Origin of the sequence: Streptomyces sp. NPDC047085, assembly GCF_040643735.1 — a bacterium.
Classification (GTDB): domain Bacteria; phylum Actinomycetota; class Actinomycetes; order Streptomycetales; family Streptomycetaceae; genus Streptomyces.
Genome location: NZ_JBEYUW010000002.1, coordinates 800321 through 825950, shown reverse-complemented (window position 1 = coordinate 825950; position 25630 = coordinate 800321). Strand labels below are relative to the sequence as shown.

26 protein-coding genes and 2 pseudogenes are annotated in these 25630 nt (G+C 67.4%); 20 read left to right on the top strand and 8 right to left on the bottom strand.

Going from position 1 to position 25630, the window contains the following annotated elements; translation table 11 throughout:
• The first annotated feature begins 126 nt into the window (after window positions 1–126).
• From ABZ865_RS09395 to ABZ865_RS09370, 6 genes are read left to right on the top strand one after another with little or no spacing between them, the layout of a single operon-like run.
• Entirely contained in the window at window positions 127–1353 is a 1227-nt protein-coding gene (locus ABZ865_RS09395) for an ATP-grasp domain-containing protein (RefSeq protein WP_361227280.1), read from the top strand.
• A complete protein-coding gene (locus ABZ865_RS09390) occupies window positions 1350–2495 on the top strand; it encodes an MFS transporter (protein WP_361226333.1) in 1146 nt (381 codons plus the stop codon). The genes ABZ865_RS09395 and ABZ865_RS09390 overlap by 4 nt, the downstream gene beginning before the upstream one ends.
• Window positions 2492–3112: an HAD family phosphatase gene (locus tag ABZ865_RS09385; protein WP_361226330.1), complete on the top strand. Its 621-nt coding sequence runs from the start codon at window positions 2492–2494 to the stop codon at window positions 3110–3112. Before ABZ865_RS09390 ends, ABZ865_RS09385 begins: the two co-directional genes overlap by 4 nt.
• Before the next feature lie 31 nt (window positions 3113–3143).
• The gene (locus ABZ865_RS09380; RefSeq protein WP_361226327.1) at window positions 3144–4010 is read left to right on the top strand and encodes a DUF317 domain-containing protein; all 867 of its coding nucleotides are present in this window, start codon (window positions 3144–3146) and stop codon (window positions 4008–4010) included.
• Window positions 4011–4040: 30 nt separating this feature from the next.
• Entirely contained in the window at window positions 4041–4529 is a 489-nt protein-coding gene (locus tag ABZ865_RS09375) for a hypothetical protein (RefSeq protein WP_361226324.1), read from the top strand.
• A 53-nt stretch (window positions 4530–4582) separates the two neighbouring features.
• A complete protein-coding gene (locus tag ABZ865_RS09370) occupies window positions 4583–5623 on the top strand; it encodes a SpaA isopeptide-forming pilin-related protein (protein ID WP_361226322.1) in 1041 nt (346 codons plus the stop codon).
• A 643-nt stretch (window positions 5624–6266) separates the two neighbouring features.
• Here the strand turns inward: ABZ865_RS09370 and ABZ865_RS09365 are convergent.
• Together ABZ865_RS09365 and ABZ865_RS09360 are read right to left on the bottom strand one after the other, a co-directional pair.
• Window positions 6267–7790, bottom strand: coding sequence for a gamma-glutamyltransferase (locus tag ABZ865_RS09365; protein WP_361226319.1), 1524 nt, complete (start codon window positions 7788–7790; stop codon window positions 6267–6269).
• Window positions 7791–7997: 207 nt separating this feature from the next.
• On the bottom strand, window positions 7998–9176 hold the full coding sequence (locus ABZ865_RS09360; RefSeq protein WP_361226316.1) for a hypothetical protein: 1179 nt from the start codon (window positions 9174–9176) through the stop codon (window positions 7998–8000).
• 248 nt (window positions 9177–9424) lie between these two features.
• Here ABZ865_RS09360 and ABZ865_RS09355 point away from each other — a divergent pair, with 248 nt between their 5' ends.
• The 7 genes and pseudogenes from ABZ865_RS09355 (at window position 9425) to ABZ865_RS09325 (ending at window position 14131) form a co-directional block, all read left to right on the top strand.
• Complete coding sequence (locus tag ABZ865_RS09355; protein WP_361226313.1) at window positions 9425–10825, top strand: Shedu anti-phage system protein SduA domain-containing protein; 1401 nt, start codon at window positions 9425–9427, stop codon at window positions 10823–10825.
• Window positions 10826–11035: 210 nt separating this feature from the next.
• Window positions 11036–11198: pseudogene (locus ABZ865_RS09350) on the top strand (SAM-dependent methyltransferase); the annotation flags it as partial.
• Window positions 11199–11653: 455 nt separating this feature from the next.
• Window positions 11654–12007 carry a DUF317 domain-containing protein gene (locus ABZ865_RS09345; RefSeq protein WP_006143137.1) on the top strand — a complete coding sequence of 118 codons (354 nt, stop codon included), beginning with the start codon at window positions 11654–11656 and terminating at the stop codon, window positions 12005–12007.
• Window positions 12008–12109: 102 nt separating this feature from the next.
• Window positions 12110–12400, top strand: coding sequence for a hypothetical protein (locus ABZ865_RS09340; RefSeq protein ID WP_061915897.1), 291 nt, complete (start codon window positions 12110–12112; stop codon window positions 12398–12400).
• Window positions 12401–12416: 16 nt separating this feature from the next.
• Entirely contained in the window at window positions 12417–13238 is an 822-nt protein-coding gene (locus ABZ865_RS09335; RefSeq protein WP_006143135.1) for a DUF317 domain-containing protein, read from the top strand.
• A 262-nt stretch (window positions 13239–13500) separates the two neighbouring features.
• Window positions 13501–13656 carry a hypothetical protein gene (locus ABZ865_RS09330; protein WP_199880944.1) on the top strand — a complete coding sequence of 52 codons (156 nt, stop codon included), beginning with the start codon at window positions 13501–13503 and terminating at the stop codon, window positions 13654–13656.
• Window positions 13657–13663: 7 nt separating this feature from the next.
• Complete coding sequence (locus ABZ865_RS09325; RefSeq protein WP_361226308.1) at window positions 13664–14131, top strand: NUDIX domain-containing protein; 468 nt, start codon at window positions 13664–13666, stop codon at window positions 14129–14131.
• Window positions 14132–14141: 10 nt separating this feature from the next.
• Here ABZ865_RS09325 and ABZ865_RS09320 read toward each other — a convergent pair whose 3' ends face one another.
• A complete protein-coding gene (locus ABZ865_RS09320) occupies window positions 14142–14723 on the bottom strand; it encodes an HD domain-containing protein (RefSeq protein WP_361227277.1) in 582 nt (193 codons plus the stop codon).
• A 405-nt stretch (window positions 14724–15128) separates the two neighbouring features.
• Between ABZ865_RS09320 and serS the strand changes: the two genes are divergently transcribed.
• Window positions 15129–16415, top strand: coding sequence for a serine--tRNA ligase (gene serS, locus ABZ865_RS09315; protein ID WP_361226306.1), 1287 nt, complete (start codon window positions 15129–15131; stop codon window positions 16413–16415).
• 44 nt (window positions 16416–16459) lie between these two features.
• Here the strand turns inward: serS and ABZ865_RS09310 are convergent, their stop codons facing one another.
• The gene (locus ABZ865_RS09310; protein ID WP_361226303.1) at window positions 16460–17443 is read right to left on the bottom strand and encodes a hypothetical protein; all 984 of its coding nucleotides are present in this window, start codon (window positions 17441–17443) and stop codon (window positions 16460–16462) included.
• Between the two features lie 523 nt (window positions 17444–17966).
• Here ABZ865_RS09310 and aspS point away from each other — a divergent pair.
• Both aspS and ABZ865_RS09300 read left to right on the top strand, forming a co-directional pair.
• Window positions 17967–19289: an aspartate--tRNA(Asn) ligase gene (aspS, locus tag ABZ865_RS09305; protein ID WP_073947918.1), complete on the top strand. Its 1323-nt coding sequence runs from the start codon at window positions 17967–17969 to the stop codon at window positions 19287–19289.
• A 128-nt stretch (window positions 19290–19417) separates the two neighbouring features.
• Window positions 19418–19987, top strand: a complete 570-nt coding sequence (locus ABZ865_RS09300) for a hypothetical protein (RefSeq protein ID WP_055493660.1) — start codon at window positions 19418–19420, stop codon at window positions 19985–19987.
• A gap of 241 nt (window positions 19988–20228) precedes the next feature.
• Here the strand turns inward: ABZ865_RS09300 and ABZ865_RS09295 are convergent, their stop codons facing one another.
• The 3 genes and pseudogenes from ABZ865_RS09295 to ABZ865_RS09285 all read right to left on the bottom strand — a co-directional run.
• Window positions 20229–20642 (bottom strand): NUDIX hydrolase, encoded by a 414-nt coding sequence (locus ABZ865_RS09295; RefSeq protein ID WP_040896670.1) that lies wholly within the window; start codon window positions 20640–20642, stop codon window positions 20229–20231.
• A gap of 155 nt (window positions 20643–20797) precedes the next feature.
• Window positions 20798–22036, bottom strand: a complete 1239-nt coding sequence (locus ABZ865_RS09290; protein WP_361226299.1) for a hypothetical protein — start codon at window positions 22034–22036, stop codon at window positions 20798–20800.
• 370 nt (window positions 22037–22406) lie between these two features.
• Window positions 22407–22547 (bottom strand): annotated as a pseudogene (locus ABZ865_RS09285) (NUDIX hydrolase); the annotation flags it as partial.
• A gap of 226 nt (window positions 22548–22773) precedes the next feature.
• Between ABZ865_RS09285 and ABZ865_RS09280 the strand changes: the two are divergent.
• The gene (locus ABZ865_RS09280) at window positions 22774–23628 is read left to right on the top strand and encodes a hypothetical protein (RefSeq protein ID WP_361226296.1); all 855 of its coding nucleotides are present in this window, start codon (window positions 22774–22776) and stop codon (window positions 23626–23628) included.
• Here the strand turns inward: ABZ865_RS09280 and ABZ865_RS09275 are convergent.
• Entirely contained in the window at window positions 23619–23846 is a 228-nt protein-coding gene (locus ABZ865_RS09275; protein WP_361226294.1) for a hypothetical protein, read from the bottom strand. The two genes, ABZ865_RS09280 and ABZ865_RS09275, sit on opposite strands and share 10 nt — an antisense overlap.
• Before the next feature lie 148 nt (window positions 23847–23994).
• Between ABZ865_RS09275 and ABZ865_RS09270 the strand changes: the two genes are divergently transcribed.
• From ABZ865_RS09270 to ABZ865_RS09260, 3 genes are read left to right on the top strand one after another with little or no spacing between them, the layout of a single operon-like run.
• Window positions 23995–24204 (top strand): hypothetical protein, encoded by a 210-nt coding sequence (locus ABZ865_RS09270; RefSeq protein WP_055493664.1) that lies wholly within the window; start codon window positions 23995–23997, stop codon window positions 24202–24204.
• The gene (locus ABZ865_RS09265; RefSeq protein ID WP_361226290.1) at window positions 24188–24703 is read left to right on the top strand and encodes a DUF6879 family protein; all 516 of its coding nucleotides are present in this window, start codon (window positions 24188–24190) and stop codon (window positions 24701–24703) included. The genes ABZ865_RS09270 and ABZ865_RS09265 overlap by 17 nt, the downstream gene beginning before the upstream one ends.
• Window positions 24700–25533 carry a helix-turn-helix transcriptional regulator gene (locus ABZ865_RS09260; RefSeq protein ID WP_061915928.1) on the top strand — a complete coding sequence of 278 codons (834 nt, stop codon included), beginning with the start codon at window positions 24700–24702 and terminating at the stop codon, window positions 25531–25533. The genes ABZ865_RS09265 and ABZ865_RS09260 overlap by 4 nt, the downstream gene beginning before the upstream one ends.
• Window positions 25534–25630 lie beyond the last annotated feature (97 nt).

Sequence of the window (25630 nt, the reverse complement as noted above, 5' to 3'; positions counted from 1 at the left end):
CGCCGGACACTCAGCGGCCCTGCGCCGCCGAGGGCCGCCGTCCACATATCCCTGCCCCCTCTTTAGATTCTGAGGAGCCTGTTCTTGCCCGACCGTCCTGTCGTCCTGGTCGTCGCCGCATCCGACATGGAGGCCGAGGCGTACCGCGGGTACTGCCTTCAGTCCGTGGCCGCCGTCTACGACGTCGTCCTGATCACCGGCGAAGAGCCCTCGTGGGAGACGCCGTACCTGCGGGACTGCGTGGTCGTGTCCGATCCGACCGACCAGGCGGCGCTGTCCGCCGCCGGCCGGGACCTGGCCGACCGCTACGACCTTGCCGGCGTGTTCACGTGGACCGAGTGGTACCTCGTCCCGGTCGCCCGCCTCGCCCGCCAGCTCGGCCTGCCCACCACTGCCCCGGAAGCCATGCAGGCATGCCGCAACAAAGCCACCTCCCGTACGTTGTTCGCCCAGCACGGGGTTCCGTCGGCAGCCTCGGTGAGCGTGCGCACGCGTGCCGAGGCCCAGGTGGCGGCCGAGCGGATCGGCTACCCGGTCGTGCTGAAGCCCGCCGCGCACGCGGCCAGCATCGGGGTGACCCGCGCCGACACCCCCGAACAGCTCACCGCCGCCTTCGCGTTCGCCGACCAGGCGGCCGGGCTGGGACTCGAGTCCACCAGCGTGCTGGTGGAGGAGTATCTCGACGGACCCGAGGTGTCGGCCGAGTGTGTCACCTACGGCGGTGAGACCACCGTGGTGGCCGTCACCCGCAAGACGGTCAGCGCCCCGCCGTATTTCGAGGAACTGGCCCACTCGGTCGACGCCGCCGACCCACTGCTCGACGTGGTCGCACCGGCGGCACGCGCCGCGATCCACGCCCTGGGAATCACCGACGGCGTCTCCCATGTCGAGATGCGGCTGGTCGACGGCCGGCCGCGGCTGGTCGAGGTCAACGGCCGGATCGCCGGTGACATGATCGGCCATCTCGTCCAGCTCGCCACCGGCATCGACCTGCCGCGCACCGCCGCCGACATCGCCTGCGGCCGTGCCCCCGACCTCACCCCGACCCGGTCCTCGGCCGCCGCGATGCAGCTGCTCTACCCTGACACCTCCGGCACCTTGCTCCGCCTCGGATTCGACGGCGTCAGCCCGCGCTGGTTGGAACGCGTGCACTTCCAGCACCAGGTCGGCGACCAGCTGCTCCTCCCGGCCGACGGCGGCAACATGTTCACCGCCCGTATCGGCTACCTGATCACCACCGCGCCCACCGCGGACCTCGCACAGGCCCGCGCCAAGCAGGCTGTGCGCCATCTGCAGGTCGCCCTGGTGCCGCACACGGCCGACGAGCCTGCTGCGGGTGGCCGCCCCGCATGACCCGCGCCGACGCTGCCGTGCGCCGCAGCCGTGTCCTGCTGACCAGCTACTTCCTCGGCCTGGGCGTGGTGATGGCGGTCTGGGGCGCGCGGATGCCGGCCGTCCAGCACGCCGCTCACCTCACCACCGCCGGCCTGTCGCTCGTCCTGCTCGCCGCCGCTGTCGGCATGGTTGCCGGACTGCAGGCCGGCGGCCGACTCGCCCGGCCCGACCGACTTCCCCTGCTCCTGATTGGCGGAGCTGTCGCACTGGGAGCGGCTCTCGCCGTGCTGGGGCAGTGCCGGACGCTGACCTCGCTACTCGCGGCGGCTGTCACCTTCGGTGCCGCGCACGGTGTCCTGGACGTCGCCGCCAATACCGCGGCGGTTCGCTGCCAGAACGCCGCCAGCCGGCCGGTCATGTCCTCCCTGCACGCCGCGTACTCGATCGGTTCCCTGGGCGGTGCCGCCCTGGCCGCTGCCACTGCGCGCACAGCCCACAGCGCCTTGTTTATTGCCACCGGCCTCGCGCTGACCGCGACCGTGCTCGTGGCCGGGCCGCGCACCCTCGCGCTGAGCGGCGCCGACCAGCCCAAGCTGCCGGAGCCCCAGGGGGCCGGTCAGGGCCGGGCGGGAGGTGTGTGGCTGTTGGGTGCGCTGGCGGCTGCGAGCCTGCTGGGGGAGGGGGCGGCGGCCGACTGGGCCGCAGTGCACCTGCACACGCTGCACGCCACAACCGCCCTCAGCGCGACAGCGTTTGCCCTCTACAGCATGGGCATGGCGATCGGCCGGCTCACCGGCGACTGGCTCACGACCCGCTTCGGCGCTCCTGCCGTGGTCCGCACCGGCGCTGCGCTCGCCGCCGGCGGACTGACCACCGGCGTCCTGGTCGGCAGCGTGCTTGCGGCGCTGGCCGGCTGGGCGGTCTTCGGGCTCGGCCTGTCCAGCACCGTCCCCTCCCTGATCACCGCCGCCGGCAGACACGGCCCGAGGGCCGTCGCCACGGTCTCCGTCACCGGCTACCTCGGCCTCCTCGCCGGCCCCGCCGTCATCGGCGCCCTCGCCAGCGCCACCACCTTGCCCACGGCCCTGCTGCTGCCCGCCCTCCTCGCAGCCGCTCTCGCCGCCCTCACCCGCCGAGCCCTGGAGAACACCGCCCCTTGACCCGCCCCACCGGCCCCGACGCCGTCATCCTTGACTACAACGGCGTCCTCGGCCTGCAGCCCACCCGCGCCCAGTGGCTACGGCTGGCCCGTACCGCTTCCTGGCCCGAAGACGATCTCGCAGCATTCCAGCGCGTCTTCTGGAACGCCCGCGACCTCTACGACGCCGGCCAGCTCAGCGACCTGGCGTACTGGGCCCGCGTCCTCGGCTTCCATCCGGGCCCCCGCCTGTTGCGCGAACTCCTCGCCGCAGACACCGACATGTGGACCGCGACCGACGAGGGCGTCCTGTCGGTCCTGCGCCGCGTCCATGCCACCGGACTGCCGATGGTGCTGTTGTCCAACGCACCCGCCCACCTCAGTACGGTGCTGGACACCCACGACTGGCGCCGAATGATGACCCAGGCGCTCTACTCGGCCCGCCTGCAGCTGTGCAAGCCCGACCCGGCTATCTACCAGCAGGCGCTGGCGGCCACCGGGGTCGGTGATCCACGACGTGTCCTGTTCGTGGACGACCGCCCCGACAACTGCCAGGCCGCCGCCCGCTTGGGCCTTCGCACGCTGCACTACACCGGCTCGACCGACGCCCTACGAGCAGCTTTGCTGCCCGCTGACTGACTCATCCGCCCACGCCGCCAATCAGGAACCCGTGTCCCTCCACGACGACCCTCACACGCCTGACGGAGACGTCTTCGTCTCACCGCGCCATCTCGCCAGCAGCACCAACACCGGCGACCCCGCCCTCACCCCGCTCATCGACCATGGCTGGGACGTCCAGCACGACGACCTCGGCAACGTGTACGTCAACGCTCCCGACCGGCGCATGCGCCTGGGCTACCTGCCCGAAGGCGAGGACGACGGGCTCTGGCGCATCAACGCCTACAAGGACCAGTTTGGCCCGCCGACATGGGGCGTCTGTTTCAACGACCGCGTCCCCACCGAGTTCGTCCAGGCGTTCACCACCGCCCTCGCCACCGCCTACGAACAGGGGCCGGACGCCTACCTCGCCAGACCGGTCTCGGGAACCGACGAGCACGATCCCTTCCTCGCCGTCGTGCCTCTCCTGCAACAAGGCTGGGAGATCGACCGTCCCCGCTGGGGCGTGTTCGCCGTCCAGGCCCCGGACGGCCTCGCCGGTCTGGAGTTCACCACCGGGGACCTCGATCCGGAAGCCGAGCTGACCACCCGTGACGCTCGCTGGCAGCTGTGGGCGGGAAGATCCATCGACCGGCCCGTCTGGTACGCGACGGCCAGCACCGACACCCCCGTCGCCCTGCTCACCGCAGTCACCCAGTGCGTCGCCGATCCGGCTCCGCTTCCCCGGTGGCGCCAGGACACCCTCAGCTACATCGAGGGCATGGCCCAGCTCACCCCCATCATCCCACCGCAGGCGCAGGCCCCAACTCCGCTCGACGTGCAGCGGGCTGCCTCTCGCCGGCCGGCCGCGCTGCCGGCTGCGAGTGTCCCTCGGTGGAGCACCAACAGCCGACCGGCCCTGCCCGGCCCGCGCCGATAGCGCCGGCCCGTCCCCGACCGGAGATCCCCCTTGTCCCTGCACGCCGCCGAGTTCTTCGCCGAACTGTGCCTCCCCTTCCACGACCACGCCGTCGTGGGCGCCACTTACTTCGCCGCCCCGGTCCCGGGCGCACCGCTGCGGCTGCGGATCGACTTCACCGCCACCATCCACGCGGACACCTACGGCGGACTTCGTGTGGCGGTCATCCACCCGGACCGCGGTGAAATCGACGTGGTCGCCCTCAGCTTCCTCGATCACGGCACCTTCCACCGCCGCGACGAAGCCCACAACACCCGGCCGAACACCAAGCAGTACGGCACGTTCAGCACCACCCGCCGCCCCGGTCGGCCACCCTGGGAGGGAGCCGTCACCACCGGGCTGCGCGACGCCATCGAGCAGTACACCACCGTCTGGTTCCCCGGCGCCTGGGCCGCGACCACGCCAAGCCCCGCGGCGAGCCGCGCAGCGCACCGGGCGCCCGCCCCGCCAGCCACCCGCAGCCAAGCCCGCACCCGCTGAATCCCCGTGCGGTGACCGACCTTCCACCAACCGATCAAGGAGCCCCCTTCCTCGTGCACGCTCGTTTCGTCCGTGGCGCCGTCCGATCCGCCGCAGTCGTCGCCGCAGTGACCGGCACCCTCACCTGGGCGCCGGCCGCGAACGCCCAACCCTCCGAACCGACCCCCTCCGCGTCGGCCACCGTTGCCGACACACCGGCCCCGGACGCGGGCAGCGTCGAGATCACCACCAGGGACACGGCCGGCGATGGGCTCCCCGGCGCCGCGTTCCTGCTGCTCAACTCAGCTGGCCAGGAGGCCGGACACGGGACAACCGACGCGCAGGGCAAGCTGACCTTCCCCGACCTCGCCCCGGGCATCTACCGACTCAAGGAGACCGCCTCCAACAGCCCGCTCCACGAGGTTGTCGCCGACCAGGACGTCATCATCACGCCTGGCGCCACCACGCGACTGACGATCACCGACCCATTCAAGGCCGCCAAGGTTCTCCTGCAGGCCAAGGACGACAAGACCGGCAAGCTCCTGCCCGGCGCAACGGTGAACATCGGCACCGGCACATCGACGCTGCTCACCCTGACGACCGGGGACAAGGGCACGGCCTCAGGGGAGCTGCCGATGTCGAGCCGGAACATGGAGTTCTGGGTCAAGCAGGTCAAGGCACCCGCCGGATACGACCGCTACAAGCCGTCCAAGACATTCACCGCGGGCCCCGGCGCTCCGGTGACGGTGACCGTTACCAACACCAAAACCGCCACCAGCCCGAAGCCCCACCCCTCGGACAAGCCGACGTCCAAGCCCACCGGCACCCCGACTCCTGCGGACACGCCGGGCGACGGGACCGGCGGGGTCAAGCCCTCAGCGCCGGACACCGGCACAGCGGATGCTGACTCCTCGTCCACCGCAGCCACGGCCCCGGACGGCGACTCCTCGCCGCCGACCCCGGCAGGCTCCCTCGCCCACACCGGTGCCGACGCCACGCCTTGGATCGCCGCAGGCGCGGGGATCCTCGTCATCGCGGGCGTCGTCACCCTGGTCGCCGTCCGCCGTCGTACGACGACCGAGTCCGAGCCCGACGACAACAGCAAGACCAACTAGCCGAACATCAACCACCGCCGCAGGCCCCCGTGAAGCGAATCCGGGGGCCTGCTGGCGTCTATCGACGCCGAACCGCACCGTTCAGAGCATCATCGAGGACCTGGAACAAGTCGGCTACCTCACACGGGAGCGAGACGGGCGGCGCACGCGATACTTCCTTCGCCCGGATGGGAGGCGGCGCCATCCGGAGGAGGCCCCATCTGCGCCTCGCGACGCTGCTGGAGTTGTGTGTCCGCCAGGACCAACAGGGTGCAGCCGGCGGTTCCGTAGACTGCCGTTCCGCCACGCAGTCGTGATCCACCCTGGACACTGAGGGGCGGGCGCGTGAGCACCTGAGCACCACGCACGCTGACGCTCAGTCGGCGCTCACGGACGCACAATCGGTAGGGAACTTCCCGCCACACCAGCGGCCCGTGATGCCCTTGACGCTGCGGACCGCCCTTGGGGGTGCCGATGAGGACCAGCGGCCGGTGATCAGTTCCCGCCTCCGACTGTCGGCCGCGCCCCAAGATCAGCGAATCGTCTCCGTGCGTACGGTGCTCCAGCTGGCCGACGGCAGCTGACCTACCGCCCTGTCATCCAGGTTGGGTGAGCGGCTCCCAGGAACGCACCGCCACCGTTCGGGGTCGGTTGATGTGGAGATCTAGGCGCGTACCGGGGGCAGGTCGTAGCGACTGACAGCCAGGTACGTCTCTGGGGTCGCCGCTTCGAGAAGACTCGCGTCGCCTTCCAGGTCGAGTGCCGGCTCCTGGGGGCGGCGCAGCAGTTCGCTCCAGTCGCTCGTCGCACCCCGCTCGTAGGCGTCGCGGAGCAAGAGGCGCAGCCGGGGGCGGGCTTCCTCCTGCTGTTCGCGGAAGATCCGCCGTTGGGTGAGCCGCTGTTCTTCCTGGGCTTCGTCGCTGAGTTCTTGGTCGAAGCTCGGCTCGTCCTCGGCGCGAAGTCCTGGAGTGCGCCGGGCGATGGCTAGGTCTTCCTCGTGGAGGCGCTCGCAGGCGGCGAATAGCTTCCGGGACATGCCGAGATGCACTTCGGTTCCGGGGATGCGGCAGGTGAGGAAGTCGTCGAGCCCCATGGAGCGGATACCGGTGCGCAAGGTCTGCTGCTCGGCTTGGAGCGCTGCTCCGCGGGCGTCGGCCCGCATGGCCAGGGTGAGCCCGTCGTGCTCCAGGGGCGTGGTGAGCCCGGTGCGTCGGCGGCGGGAAGTGCGGTCGGCGGCCACCGGCACGGTGCGCAGTTGCGAGGCGGGAGCGGAGCGCAAGGCGAGGTAGGTGAGCATCTGGGCGCGGGCCGCGCCGATGAGCGCGTCGTCGCTGTCGCTGAGGTGGTCTTCCAGGTTGCCCGGGCCCACCGCCTCTTCGTCGATGCCGGACCCGTCAGGGCTGATGGGCGGCTGGCCGGGGTGCAGGTCGTGGTCGATGGTGAGAAAGAGATCGTCACCGGGCCGTACGGATGCTCCGACCAGGACGGTGCGGTGTGCGTACGCGCCGAGGATCTTGCTGCCGGCCGCCAGCTGCGCCCACCCCTTGCGAAGCGTGCCCAGGCCGACGTCGCCCCCCTTGGCCTCGATCAGCCAGTACATCTCCTCTGCCTCGTGGCGCCCCCACAGGTCGGGCAGCTTCTTCTTTGGATCCTTGAACGTGTCGTACAGAGCCGGGATGGGGCCGCCGAGTTCAAGATGCTGAGTCTGACCGAGGCCCAGCAGCGAGCGGCAGGCCCACTCGGTCATCGTCATGCCCAGCCGGTAGCCGGCGGCGTTCTTCGCGCTGCGCTCGGTGCCGTGCGCGTACACCGGGTTCCAGGTCAGGCGTCGTCCCTTGGACCCAGGCACAGGGTGACGGGGCTCGACGGAGTGCGCGCCGAGGTAGGCGTACAGCGGGGAAACCCGAGCGACCAGTTCGCCGTGTGCGTAGCGTGGTTGGTTCTGCAGGTGCGGGGTGACGTCCCGGCCGACCTCGGTGGCGGCTTTGATGATCTCCCGCCACGTGGTGGTCGGGGCGTACCAGCCGTCGGCCGCCGGGAAGCCGTTCGACCCGGCCCACGGCTGATGCTCGGCCGTCCGCCACTGTCTGCGCGGCTTGTTCGCGGGCCCGTTACGGAACAGGACCGGCACGTCGAAGCTGTCGGCATACGTGAGCGGCGGCTCGTCGGGAACGTCTGCGGGGATCATGTCGATCACTCTGGCACGGGCCTCGAGGTCTCCCGGCGCCGGGTATCAAGGAGCATCACGGACAGGGGCCGAGGTAGGTTCCAGCGCCCTCCGGCCGCAATTGCGCTCCTGGCCCGCTGGTTCTGGATTCACTTTGCGCCACGGCCATGCTGGTGAGTCTTACAATCCTGGACAACCTCTGGTGTGCTGGGCGCTGATGATCATCGGCTAGCGTCGATCCGCACCCCGCATGATGTCGATCAGGTCGCCAAGGCTCGGAAGGCGTCCTCGGTAGACCATGGTGAGAACCAGCGTGATGAGCAGTGCCGCTACAGGGCTTACGGCGGTGTCGGGTAGCCCTATCTGTGCCACGCCAACCAGCGCGACTGTGATCAGCACTCCGCCGAACAGCAGCCGTAGCCACCCCCAATCCCGCGGGACCTCTACGTTCTCGAGCTGCTCGTCGTCCAGCAACTGTGAGACTCGGCCTTGTGCGTACCGTTCGGCGATCACCAAGAGCATCGTCGCCAACTCGGGCAGCGCACCCGAGGGGTCTTTGTACTGGCGACTCTCGGCACTCCTCAGAGCGGCTATGACCTTTTCGGCGTGCTGTTTGAGCACCTTCCGGTCGTGGCGGCGCACCCCGTTGAACGGGCCGACCCGATAGCACGTGCGCCATGCCTGCTTGATCACGTTCTCCGCTCGCCTCACGGAGACTGGCTTGCGCTCCAGCACTCCCGTCGGCGCTTGGGACTGTCGCTGCAACTCGTGATACGCACGGCCGCACTGGATCGCGCACACGGCCAGTGCCACGACCGGCCAGTTCAGTGCGGCAGCTTCGGCGGCCTCGCGCCTATGCGTCTGCCTCGGCGAACCGGTGAGCTGAGCCTCGCCTCCTGAACGCGCCAGGTGCGCGGGCCAGCACACCAAGAGGGCTAGACCGAACATCAAGCAGAAAAAGAGAAACCGAAGCGGCAAGAACCGGCCCGGATGCTGCCCCAGAGCAACGGCCTTTCCCGGCAGGCTCTTTATCGCATCCCACTCCCCACGCGCTGCGGCAACCCAGGTCTTCATGTCGTGCGGTATGGGGCCAATGTCTACGAGCAGGAACACCACGAGCACGACGGCGAGCTGCCAGAGCATGGTCGTGGGCATGGCTCGCGCCCAGCGCCGGACGGATACAGCGACAAGGCCACGAGTCTCCGGTCCGCGGGTCACGACGCCTTCCAGGGCCTCCCGCATCGCGGTGGAGATCCTGCGTTCGGTGTCGGCCGAGAAGGTATCTACCCGGGCTCGTACCACCGGGCGCGCCCAGCGCATCCATGCACGCCGCGCACCGTAGACGGCTGCGATCAGAGCGAGTAAGGCGACCAACAGGCGTGGGTTTTCGATCAGTACGAGGATCATCCTCGAAGTGTGTCGCAAGGCACTGACAACGAGGCATGGTCGACTGGCACGGGAAACAAGTGGTCTCCCATCTGTGGCACATGGGCCACCGAGCAGCCAGCGGTCGTGAGATGCGGTGACGCCATCTGAATGCCATCCGATGTCGTCGGGCGGCAGTTGTCCCTCGTCATGCGAGCGAGGCGTTTGACAGTGAACCCGGCCGTTCGGCGTCGGCGACAGCAACCCAGTCATGCGAGGTTGATCGCCCTGTGGCGCTGGTGGCGCAGCGGCTTCGTCACATGCCGACTTCGGGGAACTCTCCCCGCGTCCGGGGTGGTATCGATACCCTCACGCAGCGTGTCTTCCGCCCAGCTCTGAGCGAACGCAAAACAAGTCAGCTGCTGGCCGGAGAGGAAGAACTTTGTGATCTGAATGATGACCTGCACGGCAAAGGAGCGATGACGGTGACCGCACCACGGTGGGCGTCGGTCGCGACGGAACTGAAGCGATACCGTTCCGCTCCCACGGCGGCGCAGTTGGAGCTTGCTGCCGGTCTGGATGTGGACCTAGCAGGAGACACTCCAGCTGCTGTGGCGGCGGGCATCCTGCGCATGCATCTGCGGGGGCCGCTCGAACTGGGCAGAGCCCGCGAGTGCACCTATGGGCAGTCCTCGTATCTGCATGATCTAGCGAAGTCGACCGGTGCTGTCGTGCCGGATGCAGGCATCGATCGGGAGCTCGCCCACGGATGGATCAGTGCCCTACACGCTCAGCGTGTGGCGGAAAGCCTTGAGATCTGGAAGCCCGAGCCCGGCCAGGTGGTTGTCTGCCGCAGTGGGCCCGGGGACCGCTTCGACGTGATCTCCTCGATCGCTGCCTCGGGAAGGCTCTACTTCCGTGGCGGTGGTGGCCAGTGGGCGTGGCCACAGCACGTGCAGCGCATCATTCGGCCAGGCGAGCAGGAGTACGTGGATGCCCTTGCCAAGGCGCAGCAACAGTCCGCGCTTCGGCGGAAGAACGCGCATGTGCTGGGCACTGGACAGCTGGAGCGGCTGCACAAGTGGAGGGTAGAAGACCCGCCCAACCTGGGTGATCTGCGCGCTCTGGAAGATGCTCTCGCTCAGGCTCCGGACGAACGACCGATGCAGCTCGTCCTGGAACAGCACCCGCAGATCCTCGGGCACCTGGTCACCGGCAACCACCACACCTTCGTCAGGCACCAAGTGCGGTTCGCTGACAAGTTCGTGGCCGACTTCATAGTCGGCGGGGTCACGTCCATGGGCGTGATTTGGCGGCTCGTCGAGTTGGAAAGCCCCACCGCCCGGCTAGTCCTCAACGACGGGCAACCCTCAAAAGAGCTCCGCAAGGCCACGCAGCAGATCCGGGACTGGCGCCGGTGGATCACAGAACACTTCCACACAGCTGGCTCTCCCGAGGACCGCGGCGGCACAGGGCTTGAAGGTATCCGGGTGAATCCCCCCGGACTCATCATCATTGGACGCGACAACCCTGGCGCGCCGACCGAGGCGATGCGCAACGAGTTCTTGGAAGAGAATCGCATTGAGATCCGCACCTATGACTGGCTCGTCCGAGCGGCTGCGTCCCGTCCGCCGATGGGCATCGGAGCCCTGGACATCGAACTCGATGAATCTTGGGACGAGGAAGACTGACACGCCGGACACGGGCCTGATGGGGTCTGCCAACTCGCGGCTTGAGGATCAGCTGACGCACTACGTCGCCCGCCGGAATACTCCGGTGCTGAGCTCCCCATGCCTCGCGGGCGGTTGAGGGTGTCGCCGCGGCGACGTCCGGGGTCGCGCAGTTCCCCCCAGGCGAAGCCGAAGCCCCGCGTCGCCAACCCAGACGCCTTGACAGCGAAATCGGAAATCGCCTCCCTGCTAGACGGTTTGGAACGACCCCGGGATCGCCCCCGCTTCCCTGTGGCGTCCCGACGAGACCGACATCGCGTGGGACATGGGTGAAAGACGAGGTCTCACGGTCTGGGAACACCTCATCGCCACCGGACTGGCCCGAAAAACCTAAACCTGATCCCGGATGGCGATCGCCGGACGGTTGCGCCTCTGGCCGCCAGATCGCCGGGGTGGCGAAGCACCTCGGCATCGACGCCGTCAATTGAGCGGATTGACGTCCTGCCCGACCGCTCCGCCCCGACTCTGGCCGCGTGGCTGCGCGAGTTTCCCGGGGCCGAGTACGTCTGCCACGACGGTGGGATTGACGTTGCGACGGGCTGGCCCTTCGCGCCTGGCGAAGCCAAGGACTCCTCGCCGTCCTGTGCCGGGTGGCGAGAGGGCAGACGCCTTGACAAGGAAGCCAGTCGCCCCAGATCAGAGCGACGACGTCGACTAACTTCAGTGTCGAAGGACAGCAGTTCGCCGGGGGCAGACAGGAAAGATCGCGGAAGGACTGGCCAACGTGCGCGAGAGCATGTCAACGTAGACGACCTTGCAAGAAACCCCAGGTCAGAGAGGTGATTATCCGTGACCGTGGCTCCCGCCGGCCCTGGATTCTCCACCACCGTCGAAGCCCTGCGGCTGCGCGAGTGGCAGCTGGGTCCTGGCCAGCCCACGCTCGTCATGGACCAGTTCTCCGCGGAGGACTTCAACCTAATCGTGGACGACCGTGCGGACGTACACGTCAGCTCCAAGGACGGCCGGTTCTACCTCGGCTGGTTCCCGCTCGGTCGTCCCGGCACCGACGGCGAGGGATGGAAGATCGCCGTCACCGGCACGGCCAACGTACGGGGCTATCAGCTGTCGTTCGACACCGAGACGCCGGCCGACATCGTCGCTGCCGCCGTGGCGCGCGTGCTGGAAACCTCACGTCGCGTATGACAGTGCCCCACGCATAGTCCTCGCTGGGAGGGTGGCCGGCTGACTGCCAGGCCGCCGGCTGATTCCACCGCTCACCGTTTTCCTCACCCAAGGAGGCCGTTCATGACGTCCACGGAGATGACCGTCGGCGATCTCATCGACCTGCTGTCTGGCTGCGACCGCAGTGCTCCCGTCCGCCAGGCCATGAACCCGTTCTTTCCGATGGCACACCGCTTGGCGCAAGTCGTGCAGTCCGTGGACGAGACCGGCCAAACCGTCGTCTACCTCGCCGAAGGCCGAGACGAGGGCTCACAGCTCGGCCATCTGCCGCCCGAGGTCGCCGTCGCTCTGACCTGGCAGGGCGACACGCAGGCACCGCCGCGCCGCCCCCGCCGCCGTGCCGGCGGCAACTAGACCCGCACCGAGCCCTTTGGAGGCGCCCCTGTACCCCGAATTCCCGCCCAACCCGTCCACTCCACGCGGCGGCCAGCTCGCGTTCTGGGTCGGCCCCCGGCACCTGGCCGGTGACGATGGGCGCCTCTACGACACCGTCGCCGACACGCTCGCCGGCCTGGGCTGGACGAGCCTGACGATCGTCCGTGGACGGCACGAGCCGGACGAAGCACCCGAGGACCGCCAAGTCCTGCGCAGCACCGTCCTGCACATCAGCCCCGACGCGCGCTGCTGGGCGCAGTGGAGCCTGGCGGACGAGCCGTTCCACCTGGGCGACTTGCCGATCGCCTGGCAGATCTCCGCCCGTGCGGACACGAACAACCCGCTCGCCCAGTGGTCGGCCTACTTCACCCCCGACGTCCCCGGCGAGGCCGTGACCGACTTCCTCGTCGCGCTCGACGCCCGCGACCAGCCCGCCCTGCCGCTCGCCGGCCCCGAGCTGGTCCTCGACACCGTCGCCGCACACGGCTGGCTCCGCGACATCGACCAGCCCCAGGCGGCAGCGACGGACCCGACGTTCACCTCGCACATCAGCCTTGGCGAGGTGCCGCCGCTCATCCAGGACGCCGACCCGCGCACCCTGGTCGCCGAGGCCGACGCTGCGGGACCGGCCGGATGGCAGGCATGGGCCGAGCCCGCGCTGGGCACGCAGTGCCTGTGGGCGGCGTCCTTCGCAGCCAGCGTCCCGCACGACCTGGTCGCCGCGTTCGCCGCCTCGCTCAGCTCGACCGCACCGGTCCTGCGCCGGGTGCTGCCGGCGAGCACGCGGGACCGGCTCCTGCGCGCTCCGGCTGGCTGAACGCCGGTGTCCGTCCTTCATTCGACGCATGAAGCCCGGCCTCCCCGATTTCGGGAAGGGCGGGCTTCATGCTGCTGTCTTTGCCGGTGCGCTGAGGGGTTCGGACCGTGACGGCAGTATGTGACGACAGCGGCGACAGAACCCGTAATCCCCACCAGCAGTGCCATCTTGCCTGCTCAGACGATGCGTTCCACGATCTCGCCCCGATTGTCAGACCGGAGTGCCATCGTTCGTCCATGTTCACCCTTACGACGACCACCTCATGGTCAACCCGCACATCTGGGGCCAGCCGGCCAGCGCCAACCCGCTACTCCAGCTCCGCAACATAGACGGCGGGGAGTGGTTCCAGCGGTACGGCGACAGCTTCGAGGCCGTGTGGGCATCCGCGCGCCCCTGGGCGCCCGACAGACAGGAGTAGCACTGCCGTGGGCAGGACCGAGTACTACCACGACCCCAAGGCCCCCAAGGCCAACACCCTTATCCCCGCCAGCAACCTGCTCGTGGTCAACGACGAAGGCGCCATCCTTCTCCAGCGACGCCGCGACACCGGCCAGTGGGCCCTGCCCGGAGGAGCCCAGGACATCGGCGAGAGCCCGGCGCAGTGCGCCGTCCGCGAGTGCGAGGAGGAGACCGGCATCGTCGCGGCGGTCACCGGCTTCCTCGGCGTCTACTCCAACCCGGACCACATCATCGAGTACACCGACGGCGAGATCCGGCAGCAGTACGAGGCCGTGTACATCGGCCGCCCCGTAGGGGGCAAGCCCACCGTCAATGAGGAGGCCGACGGCGTGCGCTGGGTTCACCCGGACGACCTGGACAAGCTCGACATCCACCCGAGCATGCACGAGCAGATCGGCCACTACCTGACCGGGGCTTACCCCTACCTCGGCTGACCGCTCGGACTTACAGCTCCACGCCGGCCTCGACCGCTGCCGCCCGCACCCGATCCACACTCGCGTGGATGTGCGGGGCGGCCCGGCGGATGAAACGCCCGACCACGCTGTCCTCGCCGTAGCGGCCCAAGAGCTCCTGCAGCCGCTCATGGGGCGTCGTCCGTCGGCCGTCCGGCGTCGTGGTCATGTCGCAGTAGACCAGCGCGTCCACGAGGAGCGGATCATCCAGGAGGGGGAACTCGTCGGCCAGCTCAGTCCGGAGGCCACGCTCCGCGGCTTCGAGCAGCGCATACGAGTGGTTCGCGACCAGGCGGACAACCCGTCCCTCCGCCCCGTGCACGTCACGGAGGTACCGTGCTCCGTCCAGCGGATGGAATCCGGTAGAGGCGAGCGGGGGCGCGTAGCCGATGTCATGCAGCACCGCAGCGGCTTCCAGCACCTCGGCGCTGTTACCGGCCAGCGGCGCCAGCGTCTGGGCGCAAGCGGCAACGCCCTGCGAGTGTGCCCACCTGCGCGGGAGGCTGCTACTCAGCAGCTCACCAGCCAGTTCGTACGCCCAGTCAACCTTGGTCGTGCCACCTGGGGAGGATATGGCAGCGACGGCGAGGACGTCTTGGACATCCTGGCCGTGCGCAAAGGGGAAGCCTGGACGCTGCGGGAGCCGCCGAAGCGTTTCTCGATTGCGGACCCGATCGCGGCGTACGTATCCTTCCGGGCAACGCGTTGACGGAGACGAGTAGCCAGGGATCACGCGAGCCGAGAGAGCTGCTGGCAGCTGGGAAGGCAGCCTCGCGCCCCAGGTGAATCCCCTCCCGAGTGCGGGGAGGAACGGCCTCAGGGAAGGTCCAATGCCCCGCCGGTTGACCCCCGTGATTGGGTCGTGAATGAGGCCACCATCTGCTGGTGGCGAAGGCGCGGTGGCACCGCGAGTTGCCCCTTCTCGCCCGCGCTCCCAAGGGATCACGTCATGATGACTGATCGAACGGAGCACGGCAGGATGATCGATGTCACCCTGATTCGCCAGAACCCAGTCCGTGTCCAGCAGGCGCTAGCCAAGCGGGCGGTCCACGTCGACCTCGACGAGTTTCTTCGACTGGACGACGACTACCGACAGGTGCGGGCTGAGATGGAACGCCTCCGTGGGGAGCGCAAGAGGATCTCGGGCGAGATCGCGAAACGGCAGCGGGTTGGCGAGGGCGTGGCAAGTCTGCACGGTGAAGCATCGGCCGTGGGCGAGCAGCTGACCGCCGTCGGGGCGCGGCTCATCGAACTGGAGCAGGCGCGTCAGGTCTTCCTTGATCCGCTGCCGAACCTACCCGACGCGGACGTGCTGGCCGGGGGCAAGGAGAACAACGAGGTCATTCGTGAAGCCGGCCAGCGTCCGGAGTTCGGTTTCACGCCCAGGGACCATGTGGAGCTCGCTCGAACTCTGGGCTTGGTCGACTATGAGCGGGGCACGAAGCTCGGCGGCAGCGGCTTCTGGATCTACCGGGGCGACGGCGCGCTCCTGGAGTGGGCGCTGCTGAACCACTTCCTGGAGGCACATGTGCGGGACGGCTATGAGTTCGTGTTGCCACCGCACATCCTGACCTTCGCGGCCGGGTACACCGCGGGCCAGTTCCCCAAGTTTGCGGACGAGGTCTTCGCCTTGGAGCAGGGGGAGCACGGTCCGGAGCGGTTTCTGCTACCGACCGCGGAGACAGCGTTGGTCAATCTGCACCGGGACGAGACGCTGCCCGAGACGGAGCTGCCTCGGAAGTACGTCGCGTACACGCCGTGCTACCGCAAGGAGGCCGGCGGCTACCGCACGGCTGAACGGGGGACCCTGCGCGGTCACCAGTTCAACAAGGTCGAGCTGTTCCAGTTCACCCACCCGGACGCCTCGGACGCCGCACACCAGGAGCTTCTCGGCAGAGCGGAGGACTTGGTAAAGGGACTGGGCCTGCACTATCGGATCACGCGACTCGCGGCCGGGGACACCAGCGCAGCGATGGCCAAGACGTACGACGTCGAGGTGTGGCTGCCGAGCATCGAGGCGTACGTCGAGGTCAGCTCGGTGTCGAATGCCCGCGACTACCAGGCGAGGCGTGGCAACATCCGCTACCGGCCGCAACAGGGGAAGTCGATGTTCGTCCACACGCTGAACGGCTCAGGTCTGGCCACGAGCAGGCTTGTGCCCGCGCTGCTGGAGCAGCACCAGCGGGCCGACGGCACGGTGGAGGTACCCGACGTGTTGCGCAAGTGGATCCCGAGCGGTGTCCTGACAGCACCGCCCTCGGCCTGAGCTGAGCGGGCTGTCTGTCGAACACTGAACGGGTGGGCCCCAGGTCAGAATGCCCAACCACGCCGGTTAGCCAGCCATCGCAGTGTGACCTCTCCGCACCACGTCTGGTGCTGGCGAAGATGCGGTGACCAGTCTGCTGCGGGCTGTCCGCCGGAGGTGAGGAAGAAACCGGAGAGAGCGGCGAGCGCCGCATCGAGTTGTTCGTCGGCGACTCCGCGGGCGGTGGGGTGCTGGGTGAACAGGGCGGTGGCGTCGTGCCCGTCGGCGTAGGCGGTGGCCAGGAGCAGGACGAGGTCGAACCAGCTCGCCCCCAGGCAGGGCCAGTTCCAGTCGCAGATCCACGCGGCGCCGTACGCATCGATCAGCACGTTGTCCTGTCGTAGGTCGTGGTGGAGGACGGCATTGCCTGCGACGGCCTCCCGCCATCCGCTTTCCAGGCTGGCCAGCACGTCCAGTAGGTCGAGTGGTACCCAGGAAGGCAGGGCGTTCGTGGACGTGGCGCCTCGGGCGAGGTTGCGCCAGTCGGCGAAGTCACCGCCGTCACCCACCGGCTTGAGGCCCACATGCTGGAGTGCTGTGGGTGGGGTGGAGAGTGCCTCTGCTGTGATCCTGTACGCGTCGAGAGTGGCCGTTAGCTCATCAGACTTCCACGGTGTGGTGGGCATGCGGCCACCGGGGACAGCGTCGATGCCGAGAACGACCCATCCGTCGTGCTCCTCAATCCACTGCAGGCGTGGCGCCGGAATCTCTGCCGGGAGCGCCTGGTTGATCAACGCTTCCCTGCGGTAGGAGTCGGCCACCACACTGTTGTCGAGGCTCTTGACCGCCTTGACGAACAGAGGTCCGAAGGCCCCGCGGAGTACAGCGGCGAAGCCGCTGGTAAATCCGCTCCCTGCGCTGTACCCGGCCTCTACTGAGCCTCCGAGGCGTCGGGTGATGAGCTGGCGAACATCTTGTGGGAGGTCCTTCCAGTCTGGGCGTACCGCTGTGGCGTTGTGCTGAAGGCGCGAGGTGATGATGTCGGGCATTCCGTCAGGATGGGGGAGCTGTGTTTCCCGGCGCCACGAAATTGTCACGCGGATCCGTGTCCGTCCACTCGCTGACTGAGCCCCGTAGGCTGCGCCCCGGGTAGCGTCATCATCAGTGCGACTACACCTCCTCCTCCTCGCTGGCGCCGTTGATCGTCAGGTGGCCGCACCTGCTTCCGAACCTGCCCACTGGCACGATCACGACCTAGCAGAAATCTCGCTGTCGTCTCGAGGCCCTGGCTCGCTATCCTCCGTCACAACGCGATGACGGAGACGAGTAGCCCGGGATCACGCGAGCCGAGAGAGCTGCTGGCAGCTGGGAAGGCAGCCTCGCGCCCCGGGGTGAAGACCCTCCTGAGTGCGGGGAGGAACGGCCATGTGGTCCAATGCCCCGCCGGCTGGCCCCGTTACCGGCCACGAATGAGGCCGCCACTGTCGAGTGGTGGTGAAGGCGTGGTGGAACCGCGAGTCCCCTTCTCGCCCGCGCCCCCAAGGGATCACCATGACGCCCTGGAGGGCTGCGATGATCCATACGACCGATCGTGTACTGGTATCTGACCTGCACGAGCACTTGGGTCGAACCGTTTCCGTGTCGGGCTGGGCGCACACTCTGCGCCTGCTGAGTAAGGTCCAGTTCGTCGTCGTACGCGACCACACGGGCATGGTGCAGGTCACCCACCGGCGCGGCGGCGCAGGCGACGACATCGAGGCCGCCCTGCAGCAGCTCACGCCGGAGTCCGCGGTGCGGATCACCGGCCGCGTCGTCGAGAACCCGATCGTGAAGCTCCACAGCCTGGAGATCATCCCGGAGCGGGTCGAGGTCCTGAACCGGGCCGCGACACCGCTGCCCATCGACGAGCACACCAGCCTGGAGCACCGCCTGGACTGGCGGTTCTTGGACGTACGCCGCCGTCCCGCCGCTCAGCTGATGTTCGCCGTGCAGACCACCCTGGAGCAGGGGATGCGCGAGTACGCCTATGCCCAGGGCGCCACGGAAATGCACACCCCCAAGCTCATGGGCACCGCCTCGGAGTCTGGCGCCGAGGTCTTCGAACTCGGCTACTTCGATCGCAGCGCCTATCTCGCCCAGTCGCCGCAGTTCTACAAGCAGATGGCGATCTCGGCCGGAATCGAGAAGGTCTTCGAGATCGGCCCCGTCTTCCGTGCAGAGCCGTCGTTCACCTCCCGGCACGCCACCGAGTTCACCGGCGTCGACGTCGAGCTGGCCTGGATTGACGGCGTCGAGGACGTTATGGCGTTCGAGGAGCAGATGCTCGCCCACGCCATCACTAAGGTCGCCGGTGCACACGGCGATGCGGTCCGGGAGCAGTTCGGCGTGGAGATCACCGTCCCCACGACGCCCTTCCCCCGCATCACCATGGCCAAGGCGCACGACATCCTGCGCAAGGGCGGATGGGACGCGGAAGGAACCAAGGAGGACCTGGACCCGGAGGGCGAGCGGAGCATCAGCGCCCACATCCAGCAGGCCACCGGCCACGAGTTCGTGTTCATCACCCACTACCCCGTGGGCATCCGGCCCTTCTACCACATGCGGCCGGCCGACGACCCGAGCGTGACCCTGAGCTTCGACCTGCTCTGGAAGGGGCTGGAGATCACCACCGGCGCCCAGCGCGAGCACCGCTACGACGTGCTGCTGAAGCAAGCCGCCGAGAAGGGCATGAGTCCGGAGCCGATGCAGGACTACCTGAACGCGTTCCGGTACGGGTGCCCACCGCACGGCGGGCTGGGCATGGGCCTTGGACGCGTACTCATGGTCTTGCTCGGTCTGGAGTCGATCCGCGAGGCCACCTTCCTCTTCCGCGGACCGAACCGGCTCACCCCATAGCTGGCCTCTGTGCATGGCTGGCCTACGTCGGATTTCCCTTCCGGGGCCTCGTTCACTGAGAGCATGGACAGGTGAGTATTGAGGGAGTGGGGCGCTGGGTGCCGGCTCGTCCCGAAGATCTAGCTGTCATGTTCGCTGCGGCCGACTTCCCGTGGTGGATCGCTGGCGGGTACGCGATCGAACTCGCCGTCGGCCGTGAGCTACGCCCGCACGGAGATCTCGATGTCCTCGTCCTCCGACGGGACCAAGCTCGCGTGCGCGATCTCTTGACCGACTGGGACCTGTACGTGGCGGACCCACCTGGCATGGGGCGGCTGCGCCCGTGGCGTTCTGGGGAGACTCTTCAGCCGCCCCTCCACGACACCTGGTGCCGACGCACGCCTGAGGCACCCTGGTCCGTGCAGCTCATGCTGGACGAGGCGGAGGGCACCCATTGGGTCTCTCGGCGTACCCCACGGATCCGGCTTCCGATCGAGCGGTTGGGACGAAGAAGCGGGACTGGTATCCCCTACCTGGCGCCCGAGGTGCAGCTCTACTACAAGGCGAAGGCGACACGGGAGAAGGATGAGACAGACTTCGAAGCGGTACTGCCGCTGCTCGGCGAACCTCAACGCATTTGGTTGGCGAACGCCATCGCAGTAACCGTGCCGGACCACCCATGGCGGCAGCGTCTTACGCCACCGGACGCACACAAATGAGACGTCGGCCGCCGAGCGCGGTCCGCGGGAGACACGAAGGTGGCACGAGAGTTATACAACCTGAAGCTCTGGCACTCCATGAGTGAACACTTGGTCGACGAGGCAATGGCGAAGCCACGCTAACCAACCGCAGGCAGATCAGGCCGATTTCAGTGTCCACGACCAGTTCCTTAGCTCGTCGGGAGGGCGGTCTGATTACCCGAAGCTGCCTCGTCCTCCGTCCGCAGCACGCACCGAGGTGTTACCGGCTCAGTGCGGCGTCGAGATATACCTGCACCGCGTCGAAGAGGCCGTATGGCACGTACGCGGGAATCTGGGCATGCCGGACCCATGCCACCTCAGCCAGTTCATCGTCGTCCGCCACGTAAGGAGCGCCGGACTCTACGACACAGGCCACGTAGGTCATCTTCCGGCCAGTCTTGGGGTGAACCCGTTCTCCGAGGACCTTGAGAGCGGTCACCTCCATGCCGACCTCTTCGCTCGTCTCTCGCACGGCTGCTTGTTCAGGGGTCTCCGTCCCCTCGATCTCGCCCGCCGGGAACTGCCAAGACAGTTGACCTTCCGCGACCCGGCGGCGAACCATGAGCACGGCGCCGTCCTGTACCACGATCGCGGCTGCGATGCCCGGTCGCTCTTGTGCCGTTTGCTCGGTCATACGTCTTCCTCCAGTGCTGCCAGCATCGGCGGGTAGATCGTGTCGACGGACATGAAGCGGCCCTGTAGGTTCTCAGATCCCGTGTCATTTTCTCAGTCGCGATGTCATGTGACTGGCCGAACTGACACGGGATTGAGAATCGCTGGCCACTGCCGTCACTCGTTTGAGGACTCCGTTGCCAGCGGGATACCGCACAGCGGGCAGCCGTTTGCGTGGTCGTCCTGACAGACGTAGCCGATGGCGCCATCCACGCACCATTCGGCGGCCTCCTCGGACAGCAGGTCGGGCCCCGCAAGGAGCAGCCGACGAAATTCCGTGGTGTCCGCAATGTCGGCCGGCCGGTTGGTGAACCACTCGTCGAACCAAGGCTTGTCCCGGTGTATGCGCCAGTGCGCATTCTCCCGGTCGTCGACAGCCGTAAGGAACCGATCGACGATGCGCCCCCAACTCGGTGCTCCGAACCAGCCGTTGTCGAACGCGCACAAGGATTCGACCAGGGTTCGCAGACCGAACTCCTTCTCGCTAAGGCAGTACCTTCGCCCCCATGAGATCGCGACCTGTGCCATCTCCGCTAGTTCTACGCGCGGATCATCCTCGTGTGCCGGGTCGTCAGGGTTGTGGCAGGCCAGCCCGAGCTCGAGCACAGACTGCCCGGTCGGTAGAACCCGGGACGGGTTGACGATCGCGAGACCGAGACCGATCCAGTCGACATGGTCGAACGACAGCATCGAGCGCACGAGTCGGGTGGTTGCCGCGTTGATCCGCATCATTGTGCCGTCGTGCAGCGGACTCTTCCCGGCATGCCAGTTCTCGACGGGTGTGTTGCGCCACACGGCGAGCGTGATGCGGGTGGCAGCGAGCCACAGCAGGGCGTCGTCGTCGAGGTGCCCGAACCGCTTGGCGCACTCCTGGGCGCCGTAGGTGATCAACTCTTCCGGTTTCGGCCACCTGTGGCTGTCGGGCCCTTCAGGCGCGTACTCGTAGTCATCGGCGTACTCGTCGAGGATCGCGCTCAACTCGGCTGCGCTGTAAGCCTCGCTGTACTCGGAGCTGTCCGGCTCCTCGACGGTGTACATGTCGTGGTCCCAGGAGACGTACACGTCGCCCCAGAGCACGACGTCATCGCACTCGCTGGCGTTGTCCGTCACAACCGGCCTGATGGTGATCGGGGCAGTACGCCCGTCGGTTCGCTCGCCGTCCTTCTCGGCAGCCCATGCAGTGATGACCCCGAGCGGCTTTGGAAGGAGAGGACCGACCTCGGTGATGCTGAACGGCTCGTCGTCATCGGTGTCGAACCGGCTGTTGACGAACGCGACCGCCTCGGAGGGCGAGCTGACGATGGACTGGGTACCACTCTCGTTGTCAACCACTCGCCACAACGCGCTATTCTTCACGATGCTCTCCGATCGCGGTGAGTGCACCCGGGGCGGGTGCGATGCGCCGGGTCGCTCGGCACTGACTCCAATTATGGGCTGATCAACCCGTCCGTAGTCCCGCAGGCGCTTGTCAGCGACGACGCTCGGGACGTTCGTGTGCAACGAAGGCGTGTGAGTGGGTGGAACGGATGGTTGCCGATGCAGGTTCGTGACGCCCCGGGCCGCGTTGCAGCCTGCTGGACAGCCTGAGGAAATGACACCGATCTGAGACAGCCGCTTGCCGACACAACGTGAGACTCAAGGGAAATATCCAGGTCACAGGGTCGGCGCCTGACACTGAAATTGAGAACCTACAGGCCCGCCGCATTCTTCGCCACCCAAGCCGCTCTTCAACCGCATCATTGTTCGTTGCGTCCCCTGCCAGGTACACGCAGTGGACACCCGTCGCCGGATGGATCCGCTCAACCAGACCGCGCCGTACAGCACAGCACACGCCCGTCTAATCCAGCGTCTCGCGGGCCGTCGCGGTCCCTCCTGCCGCAGATCATCCCGCCGCAGCTGTTCCTCGCTCCGTAGAGGGGGGAAGTTGCCGCAACCGACCTCGTCCTTGGCGAATGCCAGGCGCTCCGTCTCTTCCCGCTCGATCAACTGCCGCACAGGATGCCGCACATCACCCACTACATTAATCAACTTACGGGTGCTTTCACCTGACGGCAGGTCGCCCCTACCCCACAGCGAGGGCCCAAGGAGTCCAGATGACGCTCTCTTCGCCTGGTGCACGGGCCGTGGACTTGCGTGTTGAGCCGGTTGATGACGTTCTCGAACACGTGGAGCGGTCCCTTCAAACGCAGTTGCTCCGTGACACCGTGGTGTGCAAGCGGCGCTCGGTTGGGGCGCGGACGGACCGTGGAACGTGGGCGAGGGTTGAGCGGCGCAGCTTCGACCGGATCGGAGCACAGGGCTGGAACGGCACCGAGGCCGCAGCGGTCTTGCATGGAGTGTCTATGCCGAAGTGGTATGCGGGGCTGGCGTGGCGCGAGCGGGACGAGCCGGTGATGTGGCGGGCAGACGAAATGGCGCTGGTCACCGCCCCGCCCGTTGGGCAAGCCGCCCTGGTGATCGAGGATCCTAAACTGTCGGACGGCTGGTGGGCGGCACTCAATGCTTCGCTGGACGCACTCGCCGCGCAGCGCACGCACCGCATCGCCACTCCGGACACCGAGACGGCCACCCAGGAACTGGTGACTGGGACGATCCGAGCAGTCTTCCCCGAAGTAGACGCCACCGTGGATGAGTGGACGCCGGCACATGCGGATCTGACGTGGGCGAACGTGACCGGGCCCGAGTTCTGCATCCTCGATTGGGAGGATTGGGGGATGGCGCCGCGCGGACTGGACGCGGCCACCCTCTGGGGGAACTCCCTTGCCGTCCCCGCCCTGGCCCAACGAGTGTGGGCGGAGCATCGGCCAGACCTGGAGAGCAGGTCTGGCCGGCTGATGGCCCTGTTCTTCTGTGCGAAGGTCGTAGGTCCTCACGCCCATCCCCAGGATCCCCGCTTGGAGCCCGCCCGGAAGGAGGCGGCGCGGCTCATCGCCGAGCTTCACTCCTGACGGCGATTGCGCAGGAGGCTGCGGTAGTGGCGGACGGCCTCCCCGTCCGCCGCGAAGCTCTGGGCGTTGGTCAGCTCTCGCAGGTGGTCGGGGTTGTGGGTGCCGACCGCTACCGCGTTCACGGGCGGGAGGTGGTAGGCGGCCCTGAAGGCAGCCTGCACCGGGGTGGCCTGCTGCCGGGAGCAGGTAGGACGGGGTCCCTCAGTCAGCCCCCGCACCCTGCCGCTCCCCTTGGGCTGCGCCCCTCCGGCCGCACGGGTTTATGCGAGGACACGCATAGTCGTGTTCGTGCATAGACGCTGCGCCCGGCCCCCTCTAACGTCATGGGCAGGCGGCCCAATCGGGGCCAGAGCAAGGGGGTTTGGCATGTCCGAGCGTTCGGCACTCACCCGGCTCACGGGCAATGGCAACGGCGAGTGCGGAGAGAAGGACTGCCCGAACGTGTACCGCACGGCCGCGGGGTCGTTCGTGGTGCAGGGTGACGTGTCCGACGCCTTCACCCCGCCCGCCGGGGAAGGGCTTGTGGAAATCCCGGAGGCGGTTCTCAGGGAGGCGTTCCGTGCACTTGGATGGTGACGCCTGGAACGACTGCTTCGATTCCATGGAGCGTGAGGCGTGGAGGCTGGAGACGCTGCCCGTCTACACCATGCCCCAGGAAGCGGAGAAGGTGAAGCGATTCCTCGCCGGGGAGAAGTCGCCGGACGATTACACATCGGCCTGGATGGATGAGGTCCGGCAGTGGGCCTCGGAAGGAAAGAGAGTCGGCAGGGTGCACGTCGTGACCCGCCCGCTCTCGGACTACCTTCGGTTCGAATTCGAGTACTACTACCGGCACCACGTGAAGGCGGGCGAGGATATCCGTATCCTCGACCTCACCGACCGGGAGAACCCGGGACTTCCAGATCAGGACTTCTGGATGTTCGACGAGTCCAAGGTGGTCCTGATGAACTACCGGGCGGACGGGACACAGATAAACCGGGAGCTGTACGAGGGCGACCCGGAGCCCTACCGGCAGTGGAAGCGGATTGCCATTGCCAAATCCGTGCCGTTCCTGGAGTACGTGAGCAGCGGGTGACGTTCGATCCTGAGCAGCTCGGGCAGCCGAAACAGGAACTGGCGGCCCTGCTGAAAGAACTACGCAAGCGAGCCGGCCTCACTGGGGACCGGCTCGCTCGGCGTTGCAACATGTCCCAATCGAAGATCAGTCGGATCGAGAATGGGAAAGTTCAGCCGAGTCTGCTGGATCTGGAAAGGATCCTCCGGGCCGTGGTGGCTCCGCCCGAGGTCATCGAGGAGGTCGTTGCCCTCGCGAGGCTGGCCAACACCGAATGGCAAGACCTGCGCTCGCTCCGGCGTAGGGGCCTGGAGAAGAAGCAGACTGAACTTGCCGCCCTTGAATCCTCGTCCACGGAGTTCCGCTTCTTCCTGCTCTCGATGATTACAGGACTGCTGTCCACCCCTGAGTACATCCGCGCCAGCCTTGCCCATTCTCCGGCCGATGTCACTAAGACGATCGCGAGGAAGCTGGAGCGGCAGGAGGTTCTTTACGACACGAAGAAGCGGTTCACTTTCATTCTCACCGAGCAGGCTGTGAGGTGGCCACTCCTGCCCCCGGCTGCGATGGCGATGCAGATTGACCGGCTGGCCTCACTGACCCACCTTGCGAACGTGAAGCTCGGCGTCATCCCCATCGCGGGATACAAGCCCATGGCTCCGATGGACACCTTCACCATCTATGACGACACCCTGGCCACCGTGGAGAACACCACCGGTGTCGTGATCCTGAGAGATCCACGTGACATCGAAATGCACTTGGAACTGTTCTCCACGCTTGAGGGTTATGCGCTGTTCGGGGACGAAGTGCGAGCCTTGTTGGCGGAGTGGTCCGCCGCCTGCCGTTCATGATCTTTAGTCCATGACGGGAAAGAACTACACAGCCGTCGCTTTGTAGGCCAATGATTTCCCCCATGGCAGCGACCGGGCGAAACGAAAAGTGGGTCCG